Origin of the sequence: Streptomyces spinoverrucosus (assembly GCF_006539505.1) — a bacterium.
GTDB classification, from domain to species: domain Bacteria; phylum Actinomycetota; class Actinomycetes; order Streptomycetales; family Streptomycetaceae; genus Streptomyces; species Streptomyces spinoverrucosus.
In genome coordinates, this window is record NZ_BJND01000070.1 from 24,320 (window position 1) to 47,507 (window position 23,188).

General features: G+C 71.0%; 18 protein-coding genes and 1 pseudogene. 1 reads left to right on the forward strand and 18 read right to left on the reverse strand.

Annotated features, from left to right (window positions below; genetic code table 11):
* Nucleotides 1–16 precede the first annotated feature (16 nt).
* The 11 genes from SSP24_RS35115 to SSP24_RS35165 all read right to left on the reverse strand — a co-directional run bounded on the left by SSP24_RS35115 (nucleotide 17) and on the right by SSP24_RS35165 (nucleotide 13,803).
* Complete coding sequence (locus tag SSP24_RS35115) at nucleotides 17–1,462, reverse strand: MFS transporter (protein ID WP_141314043.1); 1,446 nt, start codon at nucleotides 1,460–1,462, stop codon at nucleotides 17–19.
* 96 nt (nucleotides 1,463–1,558) lie between these two features.
* Nucleotides 1,559–2,737 (reverse strand): SUKH-4 family immunity protein, encoded by a 1,179-nt coding sequence (locus SSP24_RS35120; RefSeq protein ID WP_141314045.1) that lies wholly within the window; start codon nucleotides 2,735–2,737, stop codon nucleotides 1,559–1,561.
* Between the two features lie 231 nt (nucleotides 2,738–2,968).
* Entirely contained in the window at nucleotides 2,969–5,278 is a 2,310-nt protein-coding gene (locus SSP24_RS35125; protein WP_141314047.1) for a xanthine dehydrogenase family protein molybdopterin-binding subunit, read from the reverse strand.
* The gene (locus SSP24_RS35130; protein ID WP_141314049.1) at nucleotides 5,275–6,834 is read right to left on the reverse strand and encodes a (2Fe-2S)-binding protein; all 1,560 of its coding nucleotides are present in this window, start codon (nucleotides 6,832–6,834) and stop codon (nucleotides 5,275–5,277) included. The genes SSP24_RS35125 and SSP24_RS35130 overlap by 4 nt, the downstream gene beginning before the upstream one ends.
* Complete coding sequence (locus tag SSP24_RS35135) at nucleotides 6,831–7,724, reverse strand: FAD binding domain-containing protein (RefSeq protein ID WP_141314051.1); 894 nt, start codon at nucleotides 7,722–7,724, stop codon at nucleotides 6,831–6,833. The genes SSP24_RS35130 and SSP24_RS35135 overlap by 4 nt, the downstream gene beginning before the upstream one ends.
* A 300-nt stretch (nucleotides 7,725–8,024) precedes the next feature.
* Nucleotides 8,025–9,650, reverse strand: a complete 1,626-nt coding sequence (locus SSP24_RS35140) for a beta-N-acetylhexosaminidase (protein WP_141314053.1) — start codon at nucleotides 9,648–9,650, stop codon at nucleotides 8,025–8,027.
* A gap of 1 nt (nucleotide 9,651) precedes the next feature.
* Nucleotides 9,652–10,497: a carbohydrate ABC transporter permease gene (locus SSP24_RS35145; RefSeq protein ID WP_141314055.1), complete on the reverse strand. Its 846-nt coding sequence runs from the start codon at nucleotides 10,495–10,497 to the stop codon at nucleotides 9,652–9,654.
* Entirely contained in the window at nucleotides 10,494–11,372 is an 879-nt protein-coding gene (locus tag SSP24_RS35150; RefSeq protein ID WP_141314057.1) for a carbohydrate ABC transporter permease, read from the reverse strand. Before SSP24_RS35150 ends, SSP24_RS35145 begins: the two co-directional genes overlap by 4 nt.
* Nucleotides 11,369–12,661, reverse strand: a complete 1,293-nt coding sequence (locus SSP24_RS35155; RefSeq protein WP_141314059.1) for an extracellular solute-binding protein — start codon at nucleotides 12,659–12,661, stop codon at nucleotides 11,369–11,371. The genes SSP24_RS35150 and SSP24_RS35155 overlap by 4 nt, the downstream gene beginning before the upstream one ends.
* A gap of 233 nt (nucleotides 12,662–12,894) precedes the next feature.
* Nucleotides 12,895–13,179, reverse strand: a complete 285-nt coding sequence (locus SSP24_RS35160) for a DUF3039 domain-containing protein (RefSeq protein WP_141314061.1) — start codon at nucleotides 13,177–13,179, stop codon at nucleotides 12,895–12,897.
* Between the two features lie 51 nt (nucleotides 13,180–13,230).
* A complete protein-coding gene (locus SSP24_RS35165; RefSeq protein ID WP_167529795.1) occupies nucleotides 13,231–13,803 on the reverse strand; it encodes a YqgE/AlgH family protein in 573 nt (190 codons plus the stop codon).
* Nucleotides 13,804–14,065: 262 nt separating this feature from the next.
* On the opposite strand from SSP24_RS35165, the gene murA reads away from it, so the two are divergent.
* Nucleotides 14,066–15,406 (forward strand): UDP-N-acetylglucosamine 1-carboxyvinyltransferase, encoded by a 1,341-nt coding sequence (gene murA / locus SSP24_RS35170; RefSeq protein ID WP_141314065.1) that lies wholly within the window; start codon nucleotides 14,066–14,068, stop codon nucleotides 15,404–15,406.
* Between the two features lie 110 nt (nucleotides 15,407–15,516).
* On the opposite strand, the gene SSP24_RS35175 is transcribed toward murA, so the two are convergent.
* From SSP24_RS35175 to SSP24_RS43605, 7 genes and pseudogenes are all read right to left on the reverse strand, one after another.
* The gene (locus SSP24_RS35175; RefSeq protein ID WP_141314067.1) at nucleotides 15,517–15,798 is read right to left on the reverse strand and encodes an HU family DNA-binding protein; all 282 of its coding nucleotides are present in this window, start codon (nucleotides 15,796–15,798) and stop codon (nucleotides 15,517–15,519) included.
* Between the two features lie 396 nt (nucleotides 15,799–16,194).
* A complete protein-coding gene (locus SSP24_RS35180) occupies nucleotides 16,195–17,628 on the reverse strand; it encodes an NAD-dependent malic enzyme (protein WP_141314069.1) in 1,434 nt (477 codons plus the stop codon).
* Nucleotides 17,629–17,933: 305 nt separating this feature from the next.
* Nucleotides 17,934–20,231 carry a HelD family protein gene (locus SSP24_RS35185; protein ID WP_141314071.1) on the reverse strand — a complete coding sequence of 766 codons (2,298 nt, stop codon included), beginning with the start codon at nucleotides 20,229–20,231 and terminating at the stop codon, nucleotides 17,934–17,936.
* A 121-nt stretch (nucleotides 20,232–20,352) separates the two neighbouring features.
* Nucleotides 20,353–21,120 carry an anti-sigma factor family protein gene (locus SSP24_RS35190; protein WP_141314073.1) on the reverse strand — a complete coding sequence of 256 codons (768 nt, stop codon included), beginning with the start codon at nucleotides 21,118–21,120 and terminating at the stop codon, nucleotides 20,353–20,355.
* A gap of 50 nt (nucleotides 21,121–21,170) precedes the next feature.
* The gene (locus SSP24_RS35195) at nucleotides 21,171–21,755 is read right to left on the reverse strand and encodes a sigma-70 family RNA polymerase sigma factor (protein ID WP_079071569.1); all 585 of its coding nucleotides are present in this window, start codon (nucleotides 21,753–21,755) and stop codon (nucleotides 21,171–21,173) included.
* Between the two features lie 268 nt (nucleotides 21,756–22,023).
* Nucleotides 22,024–22,617 (reverse strand): CGNR zinc finger domain-containing protein, encoded by a 594-nt coding sequence (locus tag SSP24_RS35200; protein ID WP_141314075.1) that lies wholly within the window; start codon nucleotides 22,615–22,617, stop codon nucleotides 22,024–22,026.
* 391 nt (nucleotides 22,618–23,008) lie between these two features.
* A pseudogene (locus tag SSP24_RS43605) lies at nucleotides 23,009–23,188 on the reverse strand (hypothetical protein); the annotation flags it as partial.

Genomic DNA, 23,188 nt, shown 5'->3' on the forward strand with positions numbered 1-23,188 from the left:
CAACTCACCGCTTCCGTCACCGCTCCCGCAGCCGCGTCGTCACCCACGCCCCCACCAGCGCCACCCCCGCCATCGGCAGGAACACCGCCGCGAACGCGGCCGGATGGGAGGACGTGGCCTCGGTCGCCGCGTGGGTCACCGTGCCGCCGCCCAGGGCCGCGAAGGCAGCGCCGCCGACGGCCAGGAGGAGGACGTTGGACAGGCCGTCGGAGATCTGCAGGGCGGCGGAGTTGGTACCGGCCTGGTCGGGGGCGGAGAGCTGGAGCAGCAGGACGCTGGTGGAGGAGATGACCAGGCCCATGCCGAGGCAGCCGAAGCCCCAGGCGACGGCCACGATCCACACGGGGACGGCGTCGAGCAGGACGCTCGGGGCGGTGGCGATGGCCGCCGCGACCAGCAGCATGCCCAGCGTCATCAGGCGTTCCCGGTACGGCTCCAGGCGTGGCCGCGACTGCAGCCACGAGCCCAGCGCCCAGGTCGCGCCGCCCGCCGCCAGCGAGAAACCGGCGAGCGTCGGGGACAGCCCGCGCTGGGTGACCAGCATCAGCGGTACGAAGGACTCGGCGGCGATGAAGGCCCCCGCCGCGATGCCGCGCAGCAGCACGACCGAGGGCAGCCCGCGCGCCGCCCGGTAGGTGCCGCGCGGGAGGAGTCCCAGTACCGCCGGGACCAGCAGCGCGGCGCCTGCCACGCCGGGCAGCACGGAGAGCCAGCGCAGGTCCTGGGCGGCGTACTGGAGCAGGCCCGCGCCGAACGAGATACCGAGCGCGAGACGGATCCGCCGACGGTCGAATGAGTCCCGGCCGTCCCCGGCCGTCACCGCTCCGGACGCGCGCGTCCGGATCTGCGGCAGCGCGAGCGCCAGCGGCAGCAGCACCAGCACCGGTATCCCGAGGAACACCCAGCGCCAGCCCAGTTGTTCGGTCACCGCACCCGCCGCAAGCGGCCCGACCACCGAGGGCACCACCCAACTCGCCGCGAACGCCGCCATGATCGCCGGCCGCAGCCGCTCCGGATACGCCCGCCCGACCACGACGTACAGCGCCACGATCACCAGTCCGCCGCCGAGCCCCTGCACCGCGCGCCCGAGGATGAACAGCCACATCGCCCCGGCCGTCCCGGACAGCAGCAGCCCCGCGCCGAAGGCGGCGATGCCCGTGGTCAGCGCGCCGAGCGGGCCCCGCCGGTCCGACCACTGCCCGGCGAGCACCATCCCGAACAGGCTCGTAGTGAAGTACCCCGAGAACGCGAACGCGTACAGCGACACCCCGTCCAGCTCCCGCGCGGCCACCGGCATCGCCGTCCCCACGGCCGTCGCCTCGAAGGCGATCAGCAGCACGACGGACACGATCCCGATGCTGAGCGCCCTGTACGACCTGCCCAGCACACCCTCGCTGTCCGGTTCCGGCGGGGCGGTCAGGGCGTCGGCGACGTCGGTGTCGCGTCGGTTCGGGGCAGTCATGTACGCCAGCGTAAGGTGCACAACCCGATATGGCCCCTGTCGGGAGACGGTGCTCGCCTCAGCCCTTGGTCGTAGACCCAACCCCCTCCGTGTGCCTCAGAGCACCCCACCCGCCTCGTCCTGGAACAGCTCCGTCCAGTAGTGCCAGCCCGAGCGGTCGACCGTGCCCGTCGGGTCGACCCTGCGCAGGACGTCGATCATCGTCGCCGCCAGTTGGTCGTAGGCCTCTGTCGTCAGCTCGTGGTCCGTTGCCGCGTCGATCGCCTTCTCGCGGTGCAGGAGCCACAGGGTGAAGGCGAGGGTGGATATGTCCGTGTTGAGGGGGTACAGCCTCGCCTCGGGTTCGCTCCAGTTCAGGATCTCGCCCGTGGCGCCGTCGACGACGAGGCTGTTGTCCTCGATGAGATGGCCGAGGCGTATCAAGTGGTCGGCGCGGTCGGGGAGTTCGCCGGTGGGGAAGTCGCCGGGGCGCTCCTCGGTGTAGTACTCGGTCAGGGTCGGGAGCGGGACGTCCGTGTCGAGGTAGAAGAGGAAGCCGTCCTCGGGCAGGCCCGTCTCGCGCAGGAAGCGGCGGGTCGGCTCGTGGGTGAGGGTCGTGGGGAAGTCGACGTCCTCGAAGCGGGCGATCCGGCCGGGGCCGAAGTCCTGCTCCAGCAGGCGCGGGGGCAGGTCCAGGGTGAGGCCGGACTCGGTGCCCGGGCCCGCCATCAGGGCGAGCGGGCGGATCAGTGCCGCCATCCGCCAGTACGGCGGCATCTCACCGTCCGGTCCGGTCCCTTCCTCGAACACCGCCAGCAGCTGCCGGGTCGCCTCCGCCACCGCCTTCGGTCCGAAGCGGCCGGCGTAGGCGGCGAACTGGCCGCGCAGATCCGCCAGTTCCTCCGTCGCGGCGGCGAACCGCACCAGCGTCCGCAGCGACGGCGCCAGCGGGCGGCTGTCCATCAGGTCGGGGCGGTCGTGGAAGAAGTACGTCGTCGAGACCTCGCCGGTCGCGCCGTCGAGCAGCACCGACTCCGACTCCACGCCGTCGGGTGCCAGGAGTCCGCCTATCACCAGCTGTTCGCGCAGCCGGGCCAGCAGGCGGTCGGGGTCGGCCGTCGAGACCGCCACCGTCCGCAGGCCGTCTCTGCGCAGTGCCTCGAACGTCAACAGGGCGCTGTCGCCCGGCAGTCCGGGACCCGTCAGCCAGCGGCGCGTCGGCATGTGGGTGACGTACGGGTCGAGTTGGTCCTCGGTCAGGGTGATCACCGCGGCAGCGGCGTCGATCGTGCTCATGGCTCCCCCGCGCATGCTTGTCCAGGGGGTGCACCCGCCGTCCGTGCCCGGCGCGGCCGTCCCCACTGCCCCAGAACACTACGCGCCACCACTGACAATCGCTCCGACCTGCGGAAACACCGAGCGAACACCGGCGGTCGAACCCCGCTGGCCCCGCTGATCCCGGCTGAAACCCGCTGAACCCCGCTGAACCCCGCTGAACCCCGCTGGCAGGAAACGGCGTTCAGCGGGTCACTGCCCCGTCACCACCGCCGCCTGCGGCCGGATCGGCAGCCGGTTCACCGGTCGTCCCGTCGCCGCCCGCACCGCCGACGCGATCGCCGCCGGCGACGCCACGACCGGCACCGCGCTGACCGCCTTGGCACCGAAGGGCGCGACCACGTCCCGCTCCTCGACCAGCTTCACGATCCGGATGTCGGGCGCGTCCAGCGCCGTCGGCAGGGCATAGCCGGTGAGGTCGGGATGCCGTATCACGCCCCGCGGCGTGCGCAGGTTCTCCGTGAGGGCGATACCGACACCCTGCGTGACGCCCGCCTCGATACGCGCCGCGAGCTGCGTCGGGTTCAGCACCCGGCCGACGTCCTGCGCGACCGCCAGCTCCACCACCCGTACCGAGCCGATCTCGATGTCGACGTCCACGACCGCACGGATCGCGCAGAAGGCCAGTCCGACGAAGGCGTCGCCCTGTCCGGCGCCGTCCAGTGGCTCCGTCGGGTGCGGGCGGCACTGGGCCGTGGCCCACAGTTCCTTGCCGTCCAACGCCTCGGTGACCGTCGTCGACAGGACTCCGTCGTACGACGTGATCTTGCCGTCGGTGATCTGCAGCAGCTCGGTCGACATGCCGAACTTGTGCGCCAGGGGCTGGAGCAGCTGGGTGCGGACCATCTTCGCCGCGCGCTCCACCGCACCGCCCGACACCCATGTGTGGCGGCCTCGGCAGCCCGCGCCCGCAGGAGGCTGGTCGGTATCCACCGGCGCCACATGCACCTCGTCGATGCCGAGCGTCTCCTGGACGATCTGGCGCGCCAGCGTCGTGAAGCCCTGGCCCGTCTCCACGGCCGCGCACAGCACCGTCGCCACGCCGTCCTGGACCTTCACGGTCGCCGTGGAGACCTCGTCGGCGCCCTCCGCGCCGAGCATGTGCACCATGCCCAGGCCGTAGCCGACGCCCCGGCGCACCGCGCCCGGTTCGCCCGCGCCCTCGGGACCGCCGGGCAGCAGCCACTCGTCCTCGGGCGCGTCCTTGGGGAGCTTGGGGAGCGGGAAGTCCCGTACCGCCTGGAGGAGTTCCGCGACCGGCGCCGGGCACGTCACCGTCTGGCCGGTCGGGAGCACATCGCCGGTGGCCATGACGTTGCGCAGGCGCACTTCCGCCGGTTCGATGCCGAGCTTCTTGGCCAGCTTGTCCATCTGCGCCTCGTAGGCGGCGCAGACCTGCATCGCGCCCTCGCCGCGCACATGGCCGGAGGGCGGGTTGTTGGTGCGCACGGCCCAGCCCTCGATGAAGGCGTTCGGGACGACGTACGGGCCGCAGGCGAACGCCACCGCCGCCGCCAGCGCCTGAGCCGAGGTGTCCGCGTACGCGCCCGCGTCCAGCAGGATCTGCGCCTCGACCTTCACCAACTTGCCCTCGGCGTCGGCGTGGTGGCGGTAGCGCAGCAGAGTGGGGTGGCGGTGCGTGTGACCCAGGAAGGACTCCTCCCGGGTCGCCGTCAGCTTCACCGGGCAGCCGGTCTTCAGCGCCAGCAGACCGAGCGGCAGCTGGAAGCCCTGGTCCTCACGGTCGGCGGTGGCGCCGGGCACGCCCGTGACGACGACCTTGACGCGCTCGGGTTCCAGGCCGAAGCAGGCGGCGGCCCGGTCGCGGTCGGTGTGCGGGTCGGTGGACGCCAGGTACAGCTCGACGCCGCCGTCGGGACGCGGCACCGCCAGGCCCGCCTCGGCACCAATGGGGGCCGGGTCCTGGCGGCCGATGCGGTACAGGCCCTCGACGACGACCTCGCCGGCCGCGTCCGGGTCGCCGTGCCGCAGCGGGATGTGCCGGATCAGGTTGCCGTCGGGGTGCAGCGGCTCGGCCTCGAAGGCCTGCTCCGGGTCGGTCACCGGGTCGAGCACCTCGTACTCGACGATGACGGCCGCCGCCGCCATCCGCGCGGTGTCCGGGTGGTCGGCGGCGACGGCGGCGATGGACTCGCCGTGGTGGCGTACGACGTCGGAGGCGAACACCGGGCGGTCGGCCTTGCCGCGTCCGTGCAGCGGGGAGCCGGGCACGTCCTCGTGGGTGACGACGGCCCGTACGCCGGGCATCTCGCGCGCGTGTGAGGTGTCGATGGACACAATGCGCGCGTGCGGGTGCGGTGAGCGCAGTACGGCCGCCCAGAGCAGGCCCTCGGCCCACAGGTCGGCGGCGTACGGGAAGGTGCCCTCGGTCTTCGCGCGGGAGTCGGCGGCGGGCAGGGAGGCGCCGAGGCCGTGCGGGAGCGGCTCCGCGGCGGGCACGGCCTCCGCGGTGGTGGTCGCGGTGGCGGCTTCGTTGCTCACGCCTGGCCTCCGTCCTGTCCCTGTCCGTTTCCGTACGGCTGGTCATGCGGTCCGGGCGGTGTCCCGGGGGACTCGAACGCCGACGGGTTGACGCCGCCGGCCCCGGGGCCCGCCTGGTGAGGAATACGCGGCTTGTCGGCGTCCTGTTCGGGCGCGTCGGGCGCGGAGTGCGCCTCGCGCTCGGCGACGACGTCCTTGACGGCCTCCAGGACGGCCCGGTAGCCCGAGCAACGGCACAGGTTGCCGCACAGCGCCTGGCGGGTCTCCAGCTCGGTCGGCGCCGGGTTGCCCTCCAGCAGGTCGTGCACGGTCATCGCCATGCCGGGCACGCAGAAACCGCACTGCACGGCACCGCACTTGGCGAGCGCCCGCTGCACGTCCGAGGGCTGCCCGTCGACGGCCAGGCCCTCCACGGTGCGCACCTCGCTGCCGGCCGCGGTGACCGCGGGCACCAGGCAGGAGGCGACGAGCCGCCCGTCGACCTGGACGTTGCAGGCCCCGCACTCGCCCTGCGAGCAGCCGTCCTTGGCGCCCGCGAGGCCGAGCCGCTCCCGCAGGACGTAGAGCAGCGACTCGCCGATCCACGCGTCGGTGACGGGGCGGTCGGTGCCGTTGACGCGCAGCACGTACGAGGCGAGGGGGTGGTCGTCGTGCGGGGCCGTGGCGGAGGGCTCGGCCGGAGTGTCCGGCTCGCTCTCGGGACCGGCGGACGCCTGCTCCTCGGCGGGCTCCGACCGGGATTCCGCGTCCCCGGGCTGCGCGGACCCTTCAGCGGTGCTCTCAGCAGGGCCCTCAGACGGGCTCTCAGCGGCCTCTACGCCCTCAGGGGCCCCCGGCGCCTCAGCGGGCCTCTCAGCCGCCTCTACGCCCTCCTGGGCCCCCGGCGTCTCCTGCGCGCGCTCGGTCGCCGCACCGCCCGCGGGAGCGGCCTCCTGCGGGTACAGCTGCTGCCCGGCGGTGTGCCCCTGCTCGGCAGCCGCCTGTTCGTGCCCCCACGGCTGCCCGGCCGCCTCGGTCGCCCAGGGCGCGGGCGCGCCCCCGGGGAGCGTGGCCGGAGGCGTGCCGCCCCACTGCTCCACCAGCGCCGACGTCGTGAACTCACCCGACTCGTCAGGAAGATCACCGTTCGCTACGGGAATCGACCACTGCCCGGTCACGTCATGACCGGGGGCCGGCTGCGGCGGGGCCGCCTCCGCGTGGGCGGGCTCCTCGAAGTGCCACTGCCCGGTGGCCCCGGGGTCGTACGTGAACCCGTCCTGACCGCCACCCTGGGGCATCGCGTTCGGGTCGGGCCACTGCGCGCTCTCGGCGGGCACGCCCCAGGTGCCGGTGGCGGACGGGTCGGTGCCGGGGGCGGGCGTGACCGTTATCGGCGGTGGCACATAGCCGTGGCCGGGCGCGGCGAGCGGGCTGTCGGCGGAGGCCAGGAGCGCGTCGATGCCGCCCTCGGGGAGTTTCACGAAGGCGGTGGCGCCGTCGTCGTAGTCGCCCTGGGGCAGCGGGTCCCAGCGTCCGCCGCCCTGGGGCGTGCCCTGTCCGTGCTGGTCGTCGGTCACGACAGCGCCCTCCCCAGTGCTCGTCGGGCCAGCGCGGCGACGGTGCGCCGCAGGTGCAGTACGGCGGGCGGAAGCTGTGGGACCGAACCGTCCTCGGCCGGGGGTGCGTCGGGGATGCAGGCCGCGGCGACGTACTCGCCGAAGGCGGTGAGCGCCTCGGGGACGATCGCCCGGTTGTTGTCCCAGTCGATGAGCTGCGCGACCCACTGCTCGGCCTCCAGGGGCCGCAGCGGCATCGGCGCTATGGCACCCACCGCACACCGCACCCCGCGCCGGGCGGGATCGAGGACCAGCGCCACGGAGGCGACGGCCCGCCCGGGGCCGGTGCGGCCGGTCGCCTTCAGGAAGACCTGCGGGGCGTGCAGCAGCGGCACGCGCACGTACCCGATGAGTTCACCGGCGCGCAGCAGCTCCACGCCCGCCAGCAGGTGCGACACCGGGATCTCCCGGCGGGCTCCGCCCGGGCCCGCGATGATCAGCGTCGCCTCCAGGGCGGCCAGTACGGGCAGCGCGTCGCCCGTGGGGGCGGCGGTGGCGATGTTGCCGCCCAGGGTGCCGGCGTTGCGGATGTGCGGCGGGCCTGCGGCGCGCGAGGCGGCGGCGAGCGCCGGGATCAGGGCGGCGAAGTCGGGGCGGCCCATACGTGCGTGCGTCAGTCCGGCGCCGAGCAGGGCGTGGCCGTCCTGGTACTGCCAGCCGCGGATCTCGCTGATCCGGCCGAGGCCGACCAGTGCGGCGGGCCTGAGCTGACCGGAGTTGACGGCGGTCATCAGGTCGGTACCGCCCGCCACGGGCACGGCGGCGGGCATGGCGGTGAGTGCCGCCACGGCCTCGTCCAGCGTCGCGGGCAGGGTGACGGCCTGCGCCGCCTGCGGTGCGTGCGTGGTCAAACCGGCTGCCCCTTCCCGCTGCCCACCTGGTCCCGCCTGTGTGGCCGTACGGTACGTGCCGACAGGGCGGACGTGGCAACTCTGGCACATCTTCGCAGGACCCGAAGACGGGGGTCCGCTAGGAGGCATTCGCCCACCTCATCAGGGAGATGGCCCGATTTGTACGTACATCACCGCGCATCCCTGGTCAGGCGGAATTGCCACTCTTCGGTGACCCTTGTCCGCTTTTTTTCCTGCCTGTTCGAGACCTGCGCGCTTTCGAGATCTGCGCGATTTCGAGACCTGCCCCGCCTCCCCGGCCTACCTGTTCGGCGGCGGCCCGTCGATCGGGCGGCCGAGTACGCCGGGACGCCGCTGCCAGGGCCGCGGGCCCGTGGGCGGCCGGTAGGCGACGCCCAGGGCGTCAAGTCGCCGGTAGTGGGCGGTCATCCGGCGTTCGAAGCCGGCGAAGTCCCGTTCCGCCGGGGCGGGCAGGTCGCTCCAGGCGACCTCGGCGAAGGCCGCGAGCCTCGGAAAGGCCTGGTAGTCCACGCGCGCCCGGTCCTCCATCACCTCGGTCCACACATTGGCCTGCGTGCCCAGCACATGACCGGCCTGTTCCTCGGTGAGCTGTGGTGGAACGGGCTCGAAGCGGTAGACGTCCTCCAGGGTGCGCACATAGCCGATCGGTACGGGCTCGTCCGCGCCGTCGGCCTGACGGTGGTCCAGGTACACCTGCTGCTCCGGGCACATCACGACGTCATGACCGGCCCGGGCGGCGGCGATTCCGCCCGCGTATCCGCGCCAGGAGGACACGGTCGCCCCGGGGGCGAGCCCGCCCTCCAGGATCTCGTCCCAGCCGATCAACCGGCGCCCGCGCGCGGAAAGCCACGTGTCGAAGTGGCCGATGAACCACGACTGCAACGCGTCCTCGTCGGCCAGCCCCAGTTCCCTGATCCGCGCCTGCGCGGTGGGCGACTTCCGCCACTGGTCCTTCGGGCATTCGTCGCCGCCGACGTGAATGAACTCCGAGGGAAACAGATCCAGGACTTCCTCGAACACGCCTTCGTAGAAGCGCAGGGCGTTGTCAGTGGGGGCGAGTACGTTCGGAGAGATCCCCCAGTTGTCCCAGACCGCAAGGGAGGTGGTGTCGATGACGTCGGTGTTGCCGAGTTCCGGATACGCCGCGATGGCGGCCTGCGAGTGTCCCGGTACGTCGATTTCCGGGACGACGGTGATATGCCGCTCGGCGGCGTAGGCGACGATCTCCCGGATGTCGTCGTGGGTGTAGTAGCCACCGTGCGGCTTCTCCTCCCACAGCGGCGAGGCCCGGTGGCCGAATTTGGTGCGCGCCCGCCAGGAGCCGACCTCCGTCAGCTTCGGGTACCGCTTGATCTCGATCCGCCAGCCCTGGTCGTCCGTCAAGTGGAAGTGGAGGACGCTGAGTTTGTGCGCCGCCATCAGATCCAGGTAGCGCAGCACACCGTCCTTGGGCATGAAGTGCCGGGCGACGTCCAGCATGAGGCCGCGCCAGCCGAAACGAGGGGCGTCCTCGATCTCGACGTGTGGCACAGCCCAGGTGCGGTCGCGGCTGAGCGGAGCCCTGCGGTATGCGTCGGGGCCGAGGAGCTGCCGCAGCGTCTGGGCACCCCAGAAGACACCGGCCGCGCTGCCGCCCTCGACAAGGACGCCGCTGTAGTCGCTGACGAGGCGGTACTCCTCGGGACGGAGCTCGGGGTCGAGCTGGAGCCCGATACCGTCGCCGTCGGTGTCGTCGAGCTCACGTCCCTCGCGCAGCGGCAGGCCGGTGGCCTGCCAGAGGGCGGTGCGCAGCCAGTGACCGACACCCTCCGTGGCGGGGCCGGCGTAGAGCTGGGAGTGCGCCGTCAGCCGCACCTCGCCGGAACCGGCGACAACGCTGCGGGGCGTCGGAATCAGTTCGGTCACGTCAGTCCTTTACCGCTCCGCCCAGCCCGGAGACAAGCCGTCGCTGTACGAGTACGAAGAACACCAGCACCGGAATCGTCATCACCGTGGACGCCGCCATCACGCCACCCCAGTCCGGCTCCTCCGGCTTGTAGAAGACCAGCAGAGCCATCGGCAGCGTCGACTGCGAAGCGTCGCTGATGATGAAGGACTTGGCGAACAGGAAGTCGTTCCAGGCGGAGATGAAGGAAAACACGCTCGTGGCCACCAGCCCCGGGAAGACCAGCGGGAAAAGGATCTGCCAGAGGAATCGCGCCCGGCTCGCCCCGTCGATGTACGCGGCCTCCTCCAGCGCCTCCGGCACCGCTTTCACGAACCCGCGCAGCATCCAGATCGCGAAGGGCAGGGAGAAGGCGATGTGCGGCAGGATCAGCGAGCCCAGCGTGTTCAGCTGGCCGAAGTCCCGCATGAGGAAGAACAGGGGGATCGTCAGCGCCTCCACGGGCACCATCTGGGCCACCAGGAACATGATCAGCAGGGTGGTCCGGAAGCGGAACCGGAATCGTGTCACGGCGGTCGCCGCGAGAAACGCGATCAGTGCCGAGACGACCACGACGGTGCAAGCGACGACAAGACTGTTGACAAAGTACCGGCCGAATTCCTGCTGTCCGAAGACCCGCCGGAAGGAATCCAGAGTGGGGGCCGGCGTCCACGGCCGAGGGGTCGTGGACTCGATCTCCCCGGCCGGTTTGAAGGCGCTCAGCACCATCCAGTACAGGGGAAAGGCGACCACCGCCGCGATCAGCAGCGCCGCCGCCTCGGCGGCCGTCCGCCACGGCCGGCGCACGATGCCCCGGAAAAGATTCACAGCTCCTCCCCCTGCCTGCGCAGCAACCGCAGATACACGAGCGTCACCGCGAGCAGGATCAGCAGCATCACGACGCCGATCGCCGAGCCGAGGCTGTACTGCGAGGACGCGAACGCCTGTTGGTAGGCGTAGACGTTCAGGACGAGGTTCTGTCCCGCGATGCCGCCGCCGTTCGTCATGACGTAGATCTGCGTGAAGACCTTGAAGTCCCAGATGACCGACTGGATGGTGACGATCACCAAAATCGGGCGGAGCATCGGCGCCAGCACCGAGCGCCAGATCCGCCACTGCGAGGCGCCGTCCAGCGCGGCGGCCTCCAGCACCTCCGTGGGTACGGCGCGGATGCCCGCGTACACCGTGACCATCACGAACGGGAAGGAGCACCACACCACTTCGAGCAGGACGAGGAAGAAGGCGCTGAACCGGCCGTACGTCCACGAGTGATCGCCGAGCCCGAGGATCCGGTTGACCGGGCCGAAGTCCGGGTCGAACAGCAGCAGCCAGACCGTGGAGCCGGTGACCGCCGGGGTCGCCCACGCCCCCAGCGCGGCCAGCATCAGCGCGAGCCGCGGCACGGCCCGTACGCGGGTGAGCAGCACGGCAAGAGCACAGCCGGCGGCGAGCGTCGACACCACACAGGCCGCCGCGAACAGCACGGTCGCCAGCAGCACCTGCCAGAACTGCTCGTCACCGAACAGCCGAGCGTAGTTCCCGAACCCCTGGAACGAGGTCGGTTCACCGCCGCTGACCTGGGCCTGGGTGTACTCCAGGAAGGAGATCAGGCCGAGTTGGTAGACGGGGTAGACGAGCAGCCCACCGATGACGACCAGGGCGGGGGCAAGGTACAGCCAGGGCAAGCCTTTGCTCCGCGTCATCCGGCGGAGCCAAACGCATCGTCCATCTTCTGCGCCGCATCTCCCGCGGCCGCCGCCACACCCTTCTTACCGCTGACGATCTCCTGGAACATCGTCGGCAGCACGAGCGAGGAGTCGATCTGCGCCCACGCCGGCGAGGCCGGCACGAACTTCGTGTCCGCGGCCAGCGTCTGAACGAACGGCTTCACGAACGGCTCACGCTCCGCCACCTGCCCCCGCACATCCGTGAAGGTCGGCAGAAAGCCCATGGCGTCAAAGAGTTCACCCTGCGTCTGCTTCGAGGCGAGCCGCTTCATCAGGTCGACGGCGAGGGTGCGGTGCGCGGTGCTCTTCAGTACGCCGATGTTGTTGCCGCCCGCGAACGCCGGCGCGATCGAGCCGGGCTCCACCCCCGGCAGCGGCACCACCGCGTACTTCCCCTTCACCGCCCCGGCCTCCACGGCCTGATGGCTGAAGTCGCCGCCGATCGCCATGCCCGCCTTGCCCGAGGCGAACGCGGTGATGGTGTCGTTGCCGGTCATCCCCGCGCACTTGGCGGCGGGACAGTTGTCGTCGCCGAAGAGCGAGGTGTACGCCGTGATGCCCTTCTGGGCGTCCGGGGTGTCGATCGCGGCAGCGTACGAACCGCCCTTGCCGGTGGCGAGTTCGCCGCCGTTGGCCCAGATGAACGGCATCGCCCCGTAGGTGTAGGCACCGCCCACCACCAGGCCGTACAGGTCGGGCTCGGCGGCCCGGATGCGCTGCGCCGTCTCGATCAGCTCGGCCTGGGACTTCGGCACGTCGAGGCCGAGTTGGTCGAAGACGTCCGTCCGGTAGTAGAGCGCGCGGACGCCGACGAAGTAGGGGGCGCCGTAGATCTTCCCGTCCACCGTCACCGACTGCTTGGCGGTCGGGTCGGTGTCCTTGGCCTCGCTCCAGGAGGTGAAGTCCTTCGTGACGTCCTCCAGGCCGCCGTCCTTCACATAGCCGGCGGTGTCGGTGTTGCCGTACTCGATGACGTCGGGCGCGCTGGCGGGGTCGTTGAAGGCGGCCTTGATGCGCTGGGCGCGGGTCTCGACCGGGATGTACTCGACGGTGACCTCGGTGCCCTCGTGCGCCTTCTCGAAGCTGTCGACCACGGACTGGACGACCTGCTCCTTCGGCTTGTTGTTGACCTCCTGGAACAGCCAGACGCGCAGGGTGCCGGACTGCTCGTCCTTGCCGGAGGTGGAGTTGCCGGACGTCTGCGGGGCGCAGGCGGCGGTGACCAGGACGGCCGCGACGGCGGCCAGTCGGACGGACAGCTTCATGGAGTGCCTCCGAAGGGTGTCGCAACGCACTGTTGCAACATGTGCAATGACGGTTTCGCTCTGCACAACAACAAGCCGGAGGCTATGGACTACATGAACATGTCCACAAGAGGTCTCAACCACTTCGTGACATGACGAGAGACTTGACGAGCGGCATGACGAAGAGGCCCCCGGGGCACGCCGAAGCGCATCCCGGGGGCCTCCCGGACAACTGTCAGGAAAGGATCAGACGGTTACTTGTCCCCGCCCTTGCCCTTGTCGTCACCGCCGGCGCCCATGGAGTCGTAGATCTCCTTGCACATGGGACACACGGGGTACTTCTTCGGATCGCGGCCCGGCACCCAGACCTTGCCGCACAGCGCCACGACGGGCGTACCGTCGAGGGCGCTCGCCATGATCTTGTCCTTCTGGACGTAGTGGGCGAAGCGCTCGTGGTCACCGTCGCCGTGGGAAGTCTTCGGCGTGGGCTCTACGAGTGTCCCCGTACCAGTCCCGCGCTCGGGCTCGAGAGTGCTCATAGGGCCAAGGGTACTGAAGCCCACACGCAACGGTTGAGAGACGGGCGTGCGTCAGTTGAGCGAGGGGTCGTCGGGGTACGTGGCCACCATCGCCAGCTCGTTGCGCTGCCGGCGCAGCACCTCGCGCCAGAGTCGTTCGGGGAACGGCGAGTAGACGTCGCCGGGCTCGGACTCCACGACGTACCAGGCGCCCTCGACCAGTTCGTCCTCCAACTGGCCGGGGCCCCAGCCCGCGTACCCGGCGAAGATTCTCAGCGAGCCGAGGACGGCGGCCAGCAGCTCCGGCGGGGCCTCCAGGTCGACCAGGCCGATCGCGCCGTGCACCCGGCGCCAGCCGAGCGGGGCGGCGTCGCCGGACGCGCCGCCGGGGATGACCGCGACGCCGAGAGCGGAGTCCAGCGAGACCGGTCCGCCCTGGAAGACCACGCCGGGTTCACCGGCCAGGTCCGCCCAGCCCTCCAGGATGTCGCCGACGTCCACCGGCGTCGGGCGGTTGAGGACGACACCCAGCGAGCCCTCCTCGTCGTGGTCGAGGAGGAGCACCACCGCACGGTCGAAGTTCGGGTCCGCCAGGGCGGGGGTGGCCACGAGCAGCCGCCCTGTGAGCGAGGACACCTCGGTCATGCCAGACATGATCCCGCATCTTCCCGTCACGTGGGGAGCCAATCCGGGGCCAGGAGTGAACGCAGCTCAGGGCACACGGAAGCGTCCCCGGCGCACGGGCGCCGTCCGGCCGCTCCAGTGACCCCATGTGCCCGATAGAGAACGGTTCGTGTTGTGACAGAGCTATGACAGAGCTGGGCGGTCCTTGGGCTTACTTCAGGGGGGTCGGCGGCCATTACTCTGTCTCTCCGGCCCTTGCCCAACTCATCGGAACGCGAGATACATGACCGTCAACGACGATGTCCTGCTTGTCCACGGCGGAACCCCGCTGGAGGGCGAGATCCGTGTCCGCGGTGCGAAGAACCTCGTACCGAAGGCCATGGTCGCCGCCCTGCTCGGCAGCGCGCCGAGCCGGCTGCGCAACGTCCCGGACATCCGTGACGTGCGTGTCGTACGCGGCCTGCTGCAACTGCACGGGGTGACGGTCCGTCCGGGTGAGGAGCCGGGCGAACTGGTCCTGGACCCGTCGCACGTGGAGAGCGCGAATGTCGCCGACATCGATGCCCACGCGGGTTCTTCGCGCATCCCCATCCTGTTCTGCGGTCCGCTGCTGCACCGCCTGGGGCATGCGTTCATCCCCGGCCTCGGCGGCTGCGACATCGGCGGCCGGCCCATCGACTTCCACTTCGAGGTGCTGCGGCAGTTCGGCGCGAAGATCGAGAAGCGTGCGGACGGGCAGTACCTCGAGGCGCCCCAGCGGCTGCGCGGTACGAAGATCCGGCTGCCGTACCCGTCCGTGGGCGCGACCGAGCAGGTGCTGCTGACGGCGGTCCTCGCCGAGGGGGTGACGGAGCTCTCGAACGCGGCCGTGGAGCCGGAGATCGAGGACCTCATCTGCGTACTGCAGAAGATGGGCGCCATCATCGCGATGGACACCGACCGCACGATCCGCATCACCGGTGTGGACACGCTCGGCGGCTACGCCCACCGCGCCCTCCCGGACCGGCTGGAGGCCGCCTCCTGGGCGTCCGCGGCGCTGGCGACCGAGGGCAACATCTACGTCCGTGGCGCGCAGCAGCGGTCCATGATGACGTTCCTCAACACCTACCGGAAGGTGGGCGGTGCCTTCGAGATCGACGACGAGGGCATCCGTTTCTGGCACCCCGGCGGGCAGTTGAAGTCGATCGCCCTGGAGACGGACGTCCACCCGGGCTTCCAGACGGACTGGCAGCAGCCGCTGGTCGTCGCCCTCACGCAGGCCACGGGCCTGTCCATCATCCACGAGACGGTCTACGAGTCCCGCCTCGGCTTCACCTCCGCGCTCAACCAGATGGGCGCCCACATCCAGCTCTACCGCGAGTGCCTCGGCGGCTCGAACTGCCGCTTCGGCCAGCGGAACTTCCTGCACTCGGCGGTCGTGAGCGGCCCCACCCGCCTCCAGGGCGCCGACCTGGTCATCCCCGACCTGCGCGGCGGCTTCTCGTACCTCATCGCCGCCCTGGCGGCCCAGGGCACGTCGCGGGTCCACGGCATCGACCTGATCAACCGTGGCTACGAGAACTTCATGGACAAGCTGGTGGAGCTGGGCGCGAAGGTGGAGCTGCCGGGCAAGGCGCTCGGCTGACGCACCGAACGTGAACGCCGATGGGGCGGCCACCCGGACTCGGGTGGCCGCCCCATCGGCGTTCACTGCAGCGCCCTCAAAGGGCGCGCACGGCGCTCACAGCGGAGCGCTTACTGGCCCTTGGCCGCTTCCTTGAGCTTGCTGCCCGCGGAGACCTTCACGCTGTAACCGGCCGGGATCTGGATCGGGTCGCCGGTCTGCGGGTTACGCGCGGTACGAGCGGCACGGTGGGTGCGCTCGAAGGTCAGGAAGCCGGGGATGGTGACCTTCTCGTCCCCCTTGGCGACAATCTCGCCGACGACGTCGGCGAACGCGGCCAGCACGGCGTCGGCGTCCTTGCGGGTCACCTCGGCGCGGTCGGCCAGCGCGGCCACCAGCTCACTGCGGTTCATGTTGTTACTCCCGTGTTCTTCTTGCCATTGAGGCGTGCCACGCGGCGGAGCCGCATATCGGGCACTGCGAAGCCGATGCTGCCAGGGTCCTCGGACAGTCCCCGGACCCGGGTCCGTCGTCCGACGCTCGCGCCCAGGGACGCATCCTGCCCCCACCTGCGGCGGGAATGCCAATCCGGCACCCGCAGGAGTCGTGAGAACACCCTTGGGAGTCACACGAAAAGCGCCACTGACTAGGACCTGTCCGGCCGATCATGCCTCAGACGCGGGGTCTGTCCGGCCGCCCACCCTAGATGGCGGCCAAGGGTACGAGGTTTCACGACGCGCCGGTGATCAGCGCGGCCGTGGTGATCCTCACAGAGATCCTCAGTGCGGATCACAGCCCGGCAGTCGAGCTCAGAGGCCGTTCGCGTTGTTCGGCGCCGCTCCGACCGCCTTCGCGGCCTCCCGCACCGCACCCGCGACCGCGCCCGCGACCTTGTCGTTGAACACGCTCGGGATGATGTAGTTCGGGTTCAGCTCGTCCTCGGTGACGACGTCCGCCAGCGCCTTCGCGGCCGCGAGCATCATCTCCGTGTTGACGGTACGGGACTGCGCGTCCAGCAGACCGCGGAAGACGCCCGGGAAGACCAGCACGTTGTTGATCTGGTTCGGGAAGTCGGAGCGGCCGGTGGCCACAACTGCCGCCGTCTGGCGGGCGATTGCCGGTTCGACCTCGGGGTCGGGATTCGCGAGCGCGAACACGATCGCGTCGTCGGCCATGGCGGCCACGTCGTCGCCGTCGAGGACGTTGGGAGCGGAGACGCCGATGAAGACGTCCGCGCCGCGCACGGCCTCCTTGAGAGTCCCCGTGATGCCCTCGGGGTTGGTGTTGTCGGCGATCCAGCGCAGCGGCGAGTCCGGGGCCGCGTCGACCAGGTCCTTGCGGTCGGCGTGCACGACACCATGGATGTCGGCGACGACGGCGTGCTTCACACCGGCGGCCAGGAGCAGCTTCAGGATCGCCGTACCGGCCGCGCCCGCGCCCGACATGACGACGCGGATGTCCTCAATTCCCTTGTTGGCCACGCGAAGTGCGTTGGTCAGCGCGGCCAGCACCACGATCGCGGTGCCGTGCTGGTCGTCGTGGAAGACGGGGATGTCGAGGGCCTCGCGCAGCCGTGCCTCGATCTCGAAGCAGCGGGGGGCGGAGATGTCCTCCAGGTTGATGCCGGCGAAGCCCGGGGCGATCGCCTTGACGATCTCGACGATCGCGTCGGTGTCCTGGGTGTCCAGGCAGATCGGCCAGGCGTCGATGCCGGCGAACCGCTTGAACAGGGCCGCCTTGCCCTCCATCACGGGCAGCGCGGCCTTCGGGCCGATGTTGCCCAGGCCCAGCACGGCGGAGCCGTCCGTCACGACCGCAACGGAGTTGCGCTTGATGGTGAGGCGGCGGGCGTCCTCGGGGTTCTCGGCGATGGCCATGCAGACGCGGGCCACACCCGGCGTGTAGACCATGGAGAGGTCGTCACGGTTGCGGATGGGGTGCTTGGACTGCATCTCGATCTTGCCGCCGAGGTGCATCAGGAACGTACGGTCCGAGACCTTGCCCAGCGTGACGCCCTCGATGCCGCGCAGCTGCTGGACGATCTGGTCGGCGTGCGCGGTGGAGGTGGCCGCGATCGTGACGTCGATCCGGAGCTTTTCGTGTCCGGACGCGGTGACGTCGAGGCCGGTCACCGAGCCTCCGGAGGATTCCACCGCGGTGGTGAGCTGCGAGACGGCGGTTCCGCTCGCGGGCACCTCCAACCGGATGGTCATCGAGTAGGAGACGCTGGGCGCCGTTGCCATGGCCGACTTCCTCTGCTTTCACGGTGTCGCCGATTTATGCCGTCCGATCGTCGCACCTACCGCCGAGTAGCTGGTAGCCGCCTCCTATTACGAACGTTTTGTTCGCGGAATCGGGCAGTGAAAAAGAGGCCCACGTCACGTCGTGACGTGGGCCTCTCACTCGTTCAGTGACACCGACCCGCCATGCTCGCCTCGCGGCAAGTGGTCGCTCGAAGCGACGAAGGTTGGGCCCGGGGGCTTGGATCGGGCCGGTGCCACACCCAGGCTAACAAACCGATCCCGTAAGGCCATTCCCGTACCGGATGTCAGTCCCGCAGCAGATCCGGCACCCCGGCCGCGTTCGGCTCGTCCCGCTCCCCGGAGACGATGGTCAGCTGCTGGGTGGCCCGGGTCAGTGCGACGTACAGCACACGCAGCCCGGCGGGCGACTCGTCGGCGATCTCCGCGGGTGAGACGACGACCGTCGCGTCGTACTCCAGGCCCTTGGCCTCCAGGCTGCCGAGCGCCACGACCCGGTCGCCGAGCCCGGCCAGCCAGCGGCGGGCCTCCTCGCGCCGGTTCATGGCCACGACGACGCCGACCGTGCCGTCCACGCGGTCGAGCAGCCGGGCCGCCTCCTCGCGCACGGTCTGCCCCAGGGACTCCCGCAGCACAGTGAACCGCGGCTCGACGCCGGTGGAGCGCACCGCCGACGGCGACTCGGAGCCGGGCATGGCCAGCGCCAGCACCTTCGACGCCAGCTCGGCGATCTCGGCCGGGTTGCGGTAGTTCACGGTGAGGCGGAAGCGGCGCCGAGGACGCGTGCCGAGGGCCTCGTCGCGGGCCTCGGCCGCCTCGTCCGGGTCGGACCAGGAGGACTGGGCCGGGTCGCCGACGATCGTCCAGGTGGCGTGCCGGCCGCGGCGGCCGACCATGCGCCACTGCATCGGCGTGAGGTCCTGCGCCTCGTCCACGATGACGTGCGCGTACTCGATGCGCTCCTGCGCCAGCCGCTCGGCCCGCTCCCGCTGCGACTCCTCGCGCACCGGCATCAGCTCCTCCAGGCCGGTGAGCTGGTCGAGCGGGTCGAGCTCGCGCCTCTTCCTCGGGCGGGCGGGGGTGCCGAGGATCGACTGGAGCTCGTCGAGCATGGCGATGTCGTGCACGGTGAGGCCGTCCCGCTTCAGCGAGCGGGCGACCTTGCGCACCTCGCCCGGGTTCAGGATCCGCCGGGCCCAGCGGCCGAGCCGCCGCTCGTCGGCCATGGCCGCCAGGACCGCCCGCGGGCTCAGCTCCGGCCACCAGGCGTCGAGGAACGCGATGAAGTCGTCCTCGGAGGAGATGTCCTCGTCGAACGACGAGCGCAGCTCGGCGGCCAGCTCCGGGTCCGCGTGCCGGCCGGCCGCGCCGGACCGCTCCCACAGGGCGTCCAGCAGCAGCTTGCGGGCCCGCGGGCGCAGCAGGTTGACCGGGGCCGTGCCGCCCAGCGCGGTACGCCGGATCCGCTCCAGCTCCTCGGCCTGAAGTTCGAGACGCCGGCCGAAGGCCACGACCCGCAGACGCTGTGGTGAATCGTTCAGCTCCAGCGCTCCGCGGGCGGCCTTCCGCAGCACCTTGAGCATGCGGTACGAGCCCTTGGCGCGGGCCACGGACGGGGCGTCGTACAGCGTGGCCTCGGCGCCGTCGACCAGCGAGCCGATCGCCCGGATGGCGACCTGGCCCTCCTCGCCGAGCGAGGGCAGCACGCCCTCCGTGTACGCCACCAGCAGCGGGGTCGGCGAGACGATCAGGATGCCGCCCGCGTACCGGCGCCGGTCCTGGTAGAGCAGGTACGCCGCCCGGTGCAGGGCGACGGCGGTCTTGCCGGTGCCGGGGCCGCCCTCGACGTAGGTGACGGAGGCGGCGGGGGCGCGGATGACCAGGTCCTGCTCGGCCTGGATGGAGGCGACGATGTCCCGCATGGTGTGGCTGCGGGCCTGGCCGAGGGCGGCCATCAGGGCGCCGTCGCCGATCACGGGCAGCTCGTGGCCGTCGAGGAAGGCCTTCAGCTCGGGGCGCATCAGGTCGTCCTCGACACCGAGGACGCGGCGGCCCTTGGAGCGGATGACCCGGCGGCGGACCACCCGGCCGGGGTCGACCGGCGTGGAACGGTAGAAGGGGGCGGCCGCGGGGGCCCGCCAGTCGATGACGAGCGGCGCGTAGTCCTCGTCCAGGACACCGATGCGGCCGATGTGCAGGGTCTCGGCGATATCAGCCGTGTTGTCCGGCCGCACGGCCCCTTCCGCCGGCTCCACGGCGGTGTAGGCGCCGTCCGGGCCCTTCTTGCCGTCCTTGCCGGGCAGCAGGTCGATACGGCCGAAGAGGAAGTCCTCGAACTCGTTGTTCAGCCGGCTCAGGTGGACGCCCGCCCGGAAGACCTGCGCGTCGCGTTCGGCGAGCGCGCCGGGTGTGCCGACCTGGCCGCGCTGGGCCGCGTCGCGCATGAGGAACTCCGCCTCGTGGATCTTCTCCTCCAGGCGGTGGTACACCCGGTCCAGGTGCTCCTGCTCCACGCCGATCTCTCGGTCGCGTACGGAGTCCTGGGCGGGGTCGAGCGCGGTTTCCTGTTGAGCCTGTGCGGCCACCGGGCCCCCTTCTGACGTGCTGGGCAGCCGTCCACCGTACGCGAAGGGGACCCCTGAAGGCTACGCGTGAGCCTCGGGTCCGTTACCCGAAGGACCCGAGGCTCGTGTCGTCACCGCTCGCTTACGCGTCGATCTCCACCAGCAGCTCCCCGTCGAAGGTCATGACCTCGAAGTGGTCGATCTCGTTCGGGGAGAAGGCGGCGCCGCCCTGGATGTAGAGCGGGTTCTTGCCCTGCTCCGTGGTGGCGTTCGGCACGCCGTAGCCCCAGTTCGGCACGGACCAGTTGCTGAGCGTCTCCCGCTCGCCGTTCTTGCCCACGGCGATCAGCGAGCACTTCTCGGGGCCCTTGACGTTCTTCAGCTCCAGGACCGCGTCGGTGCCCCAGGCCTTCTCCTGCATGGCCACGGTGGCGCTGACCTCGGTCTCGGGGTCGGTCGCCGTGACCCGGTCGGGCATGCTCTTGAAGGCCTCCTGGGCGGGGCTCGCCGCCTGCAGCGGGCGGTTGCCGCCGCCGGAGTCCTCGCCGCCGGTCGCCGCGACGGAGACCAGCGGGCCGCCGACGATCAGCGCGGCCGCGGCCGCGACCATGTACATGCTGCGGCGGCGCTTCTGGGCGCGGCGTTCGGCGACCTCGTCGACCAGCTTCTCCGCCAGCCGCGGGCTCGGCTTGGCGGACAGCGACTCGCCGATCGAGGGCGTGCCGGTGCCGGGGAGGTCGGCGAGCGCGGCCAGCATCGGTTCCATCCCGGCGAGCTCGTCGAGCTGCTGGGCGCACCACTCGCAGGTCGCGAGATGGGCCTCGAAAGCGGTTGCTTCGGCGTCGTCGAGGATTCCGAGGGCGTAGGCGCCGACGGTCTCGTGTTCGTTCGGGCCCGTTGATCCCTGCATGGGGCCAGACATACCCGGACCCCCCGCTCCGTATCCCCCGTATGTGTTCATCACGCCGTCACCCCCCGCTCCTCCAGTGCCAGCTTCATCGAACGCAGGGCGTAGAAAACCCGCGAGCGCACAGTGCCGCTGGGTATGCCCAGCGTCTCGGCCGCCTCATTGACGGTACGCCCCTTGAAGTACGTCTCGACGAGCACCTCCCGGTGGGCAGGGGTCAGGTCGTCGAGCGCGTCCGACAGCGTCATCAGCCACAGCGCCTTGTCGATCTCGTCCTCCGCGGGGATGACCTCCAGCGGCGACGGGTCGACCTCCTGCGGCCGGGCCTGCCGGCTGCGGTGGCCGTCGATGACGATGCGCCGGGCGACCGTCACCAGCCAGGGGCGTACCGATCCGGTCGCTCGGTTGAGCTGACCGGCGTTCTTCCAGGCACGGATGAGCGTCTCCTGCACGACGTCCTCGGCACGCTGCCGGTCTCCGGCGACCAGGCGCAGGACATACGCGAGGAGGGGCCCCGCATGCTCCCGGTACAGGGCACGCATCAGCTCCTCGTCAGGTTCCGAGGGCTGTGAGGACATGCGATGTCGGGCCCTCGTTCCACGTTCATTGGCCACGGCCGCATCCTTGCGCACGCCCACCTCCGGTGTCCGGGGGTTCCCCCAGTCGGTCGCTCGACACGGGGTACGGACAACGGGCGTTGAGTGTTCAAAGTGAGGTGACAGTTTTCTTCGAGGTGACGTGACGAGAGGGACATGGGTGCGCAATTCCCGCGCATCGTCTTCACATTTCCGCCACATTGGCGAGGTCGTCACGGCGAAACGGGGCTCGGAGTCTGAAACGGCGTGTTGCCTAAATCACGCCAGAAGCAGGGGAACGACTGTTTCACGGAAGCCACATAACGGACCGTCAGGCCCGGGAGAGTGCCGCGCGCCGTCGGTGCCGGGCCACCCGCTCGCGGTTTCCGCACACCTCACTGGAACACCAGCGCCTGCGCCGGCCCCGGGAGGTGTCGAGGTACACGATGGGACAGTTGTCCCCCGCGCACTGCCGCAGGCTCGCCCGCGCGACGGGATCGGTGAGCAACTCCACGGCGTCCCTGGCGATCGCGCCGAGCAGCGCGGCGCACTGCGGCGGCCGGTCCAACTCCCGCACGAGCGTGCCGTCCTGACCGCGTCGGGCGCGGGGCGCCGGGGGCGCGGTGCGGGCGAGCTCGTTGACGCGGGCGAGGGCGCGATCGTACGACGGTGTCGTGGGCGTCAGCCTGCCGTGCACCAACTGGCCGACGTGCCCGCGCACTTCACGTACCGCCACCAGCCAGGAGCCGTCGGCATGCGCGAGCGGGGTGCCCGGCGGGACGAGTCCCGAGCCGGTGATCCAGGCCCGCAACACCTCGACGGTGCAGAGCCGTTCGGTGGGATGGGTGGTCGCGAGCAGGTCCAGACAGACCCGCCCGGCGTCGAACCGCAGCTCGTAGGGGTCGGGGGCCGTACCCAGTGCCATTGCGCGCCACCGCCTTGGGGTCACCGGAGAGGGTGTTCCTCTCACAGTGCACGCCCTGATCGACGACCGGAAGGCCGCGTACCGGGCCGCGTCCGCTTCGAGGCTGCACTCGCGCGCTTCGGTGGTCGGCGCCATCGACCAAGGCTGAGCTCGTCGCCGGTTGCCGCTGAGTCCGCCGCGCTCGCTGTCGTCCTCGAACACCCCGAGCTTCCCCGCCGTTGGCCTGCAACCTGTCTTGGTACGCGGCCGCGTACCGGGCGGCACGGCAGTCGCCGGTGGGACCCGCGCCCGTGCCACGGCCTCGCGGCAGCCGACGCATGGCATCGAGGGCGATGCCGACGGGGATTGGGCGCGCTGACCTTCACGACGTCATCCGGCCGACGACCGCCCCGGGCAGCGCGGCGCGGGCGGCGGGCGCGTCGGCGAACACGGGACGTACCACGGCCGCAGCACCTCGGCGAACGCGCCACCGGGCCGGACCTCGCACAGTCCGGCGGTCAGCGTCGACAAGTCGCGGCCCGGAGCCCACGCGGGCGGCCGCAAGCTCGGCGCCCGGGTCTTGCAGCGCCGC

What these genes read in the sequence shown, in the direction of transcription:
- SSP24_RS35175 (WP_141314067.1), bottom strand. Translation starts at nt 15,798, where the DNA reads ATGAACCGCAGTGAGCTGGTGGCCGCGCTGGCCGACCGCGCCGAGGTG.
- SSP24_RS35165 (WP_167529795.1), bottom strand. Translation starts at nt 13,803, where the DNA reads ATGACCGAGGTGTCCTCGCTCACAGGGCGGCTGCTCGTGGCCACCCCC.
- SSP24_RS35180 (WP_141314069.1), bottom strand. Translation starts at nt 17,628, where the DNA reads ATGGCAACGGCGCCCAGCGTCTCCTACTCGATGACCATCCGGTTGGAG.
- SSP24_RS35115 (WP_141314043.1), bottom strand. Translation starts at nt 1,462, where the DNA reads ATGACTGCCCCGAACCGACGCGACACCGACGTCGCCGACGCCCTGACC.
- SSP24_RS35150 (WP_141314057.1), bottom strand. Translation starts at nt 11,372, where the DNA reads ATGACGCGGAGCAAAGGCTTGCCCTGGCTGTACCTTGCCCCCGCCCTG.
- SSP24_RS35120 (WP_141314045.1), bottom strand. Translation starts at nt 2,737, where the DNA reads ATGAGCACGATCGACGCCGCTGCCGCGGTGATCACCCTGACCGAGGAC.
- SSP24_RS35155 (WP_141314059.1), bottom strand. Translation starts at nt 12,661, where the DNA reads ATGAAGCTGTCCGTCCGACTGGCCGCCGTCGCGGCCGTCCTGGTCACC.
- murA (WP_141314065.1), top strand. Translation starts at nt 14,066, where the DNA reads ATGACCGTCAACGACGATGTCCTGCTTGTCCACGGCGGAACCCCGCTG.
- SSP24_RS35160 (WP_141314061.1), bottom strand. Translation starts at nt 13,179, where the DNA reads ATGAGCACTCTCGAGCCCGAGCGCGGGACTGGTACGGGGACACTCGTA.
- SSP24_RS35190 (WP_141314073.1), bottom strand. Translation starts at nt 21,120, where the DNA reads ATGCAGGGATCAACGGGCCCGAACGAACACGAGACCGTCGGCGCCTAC.
- SSP24_RS35200 (WP_141314075.1), bottom strand. Translation starts at nt 22,617, where the DNA reads ATGGCACTGGGTACGGCCCCCGACCCCTACGAGCTGCGGTTCGACGCC.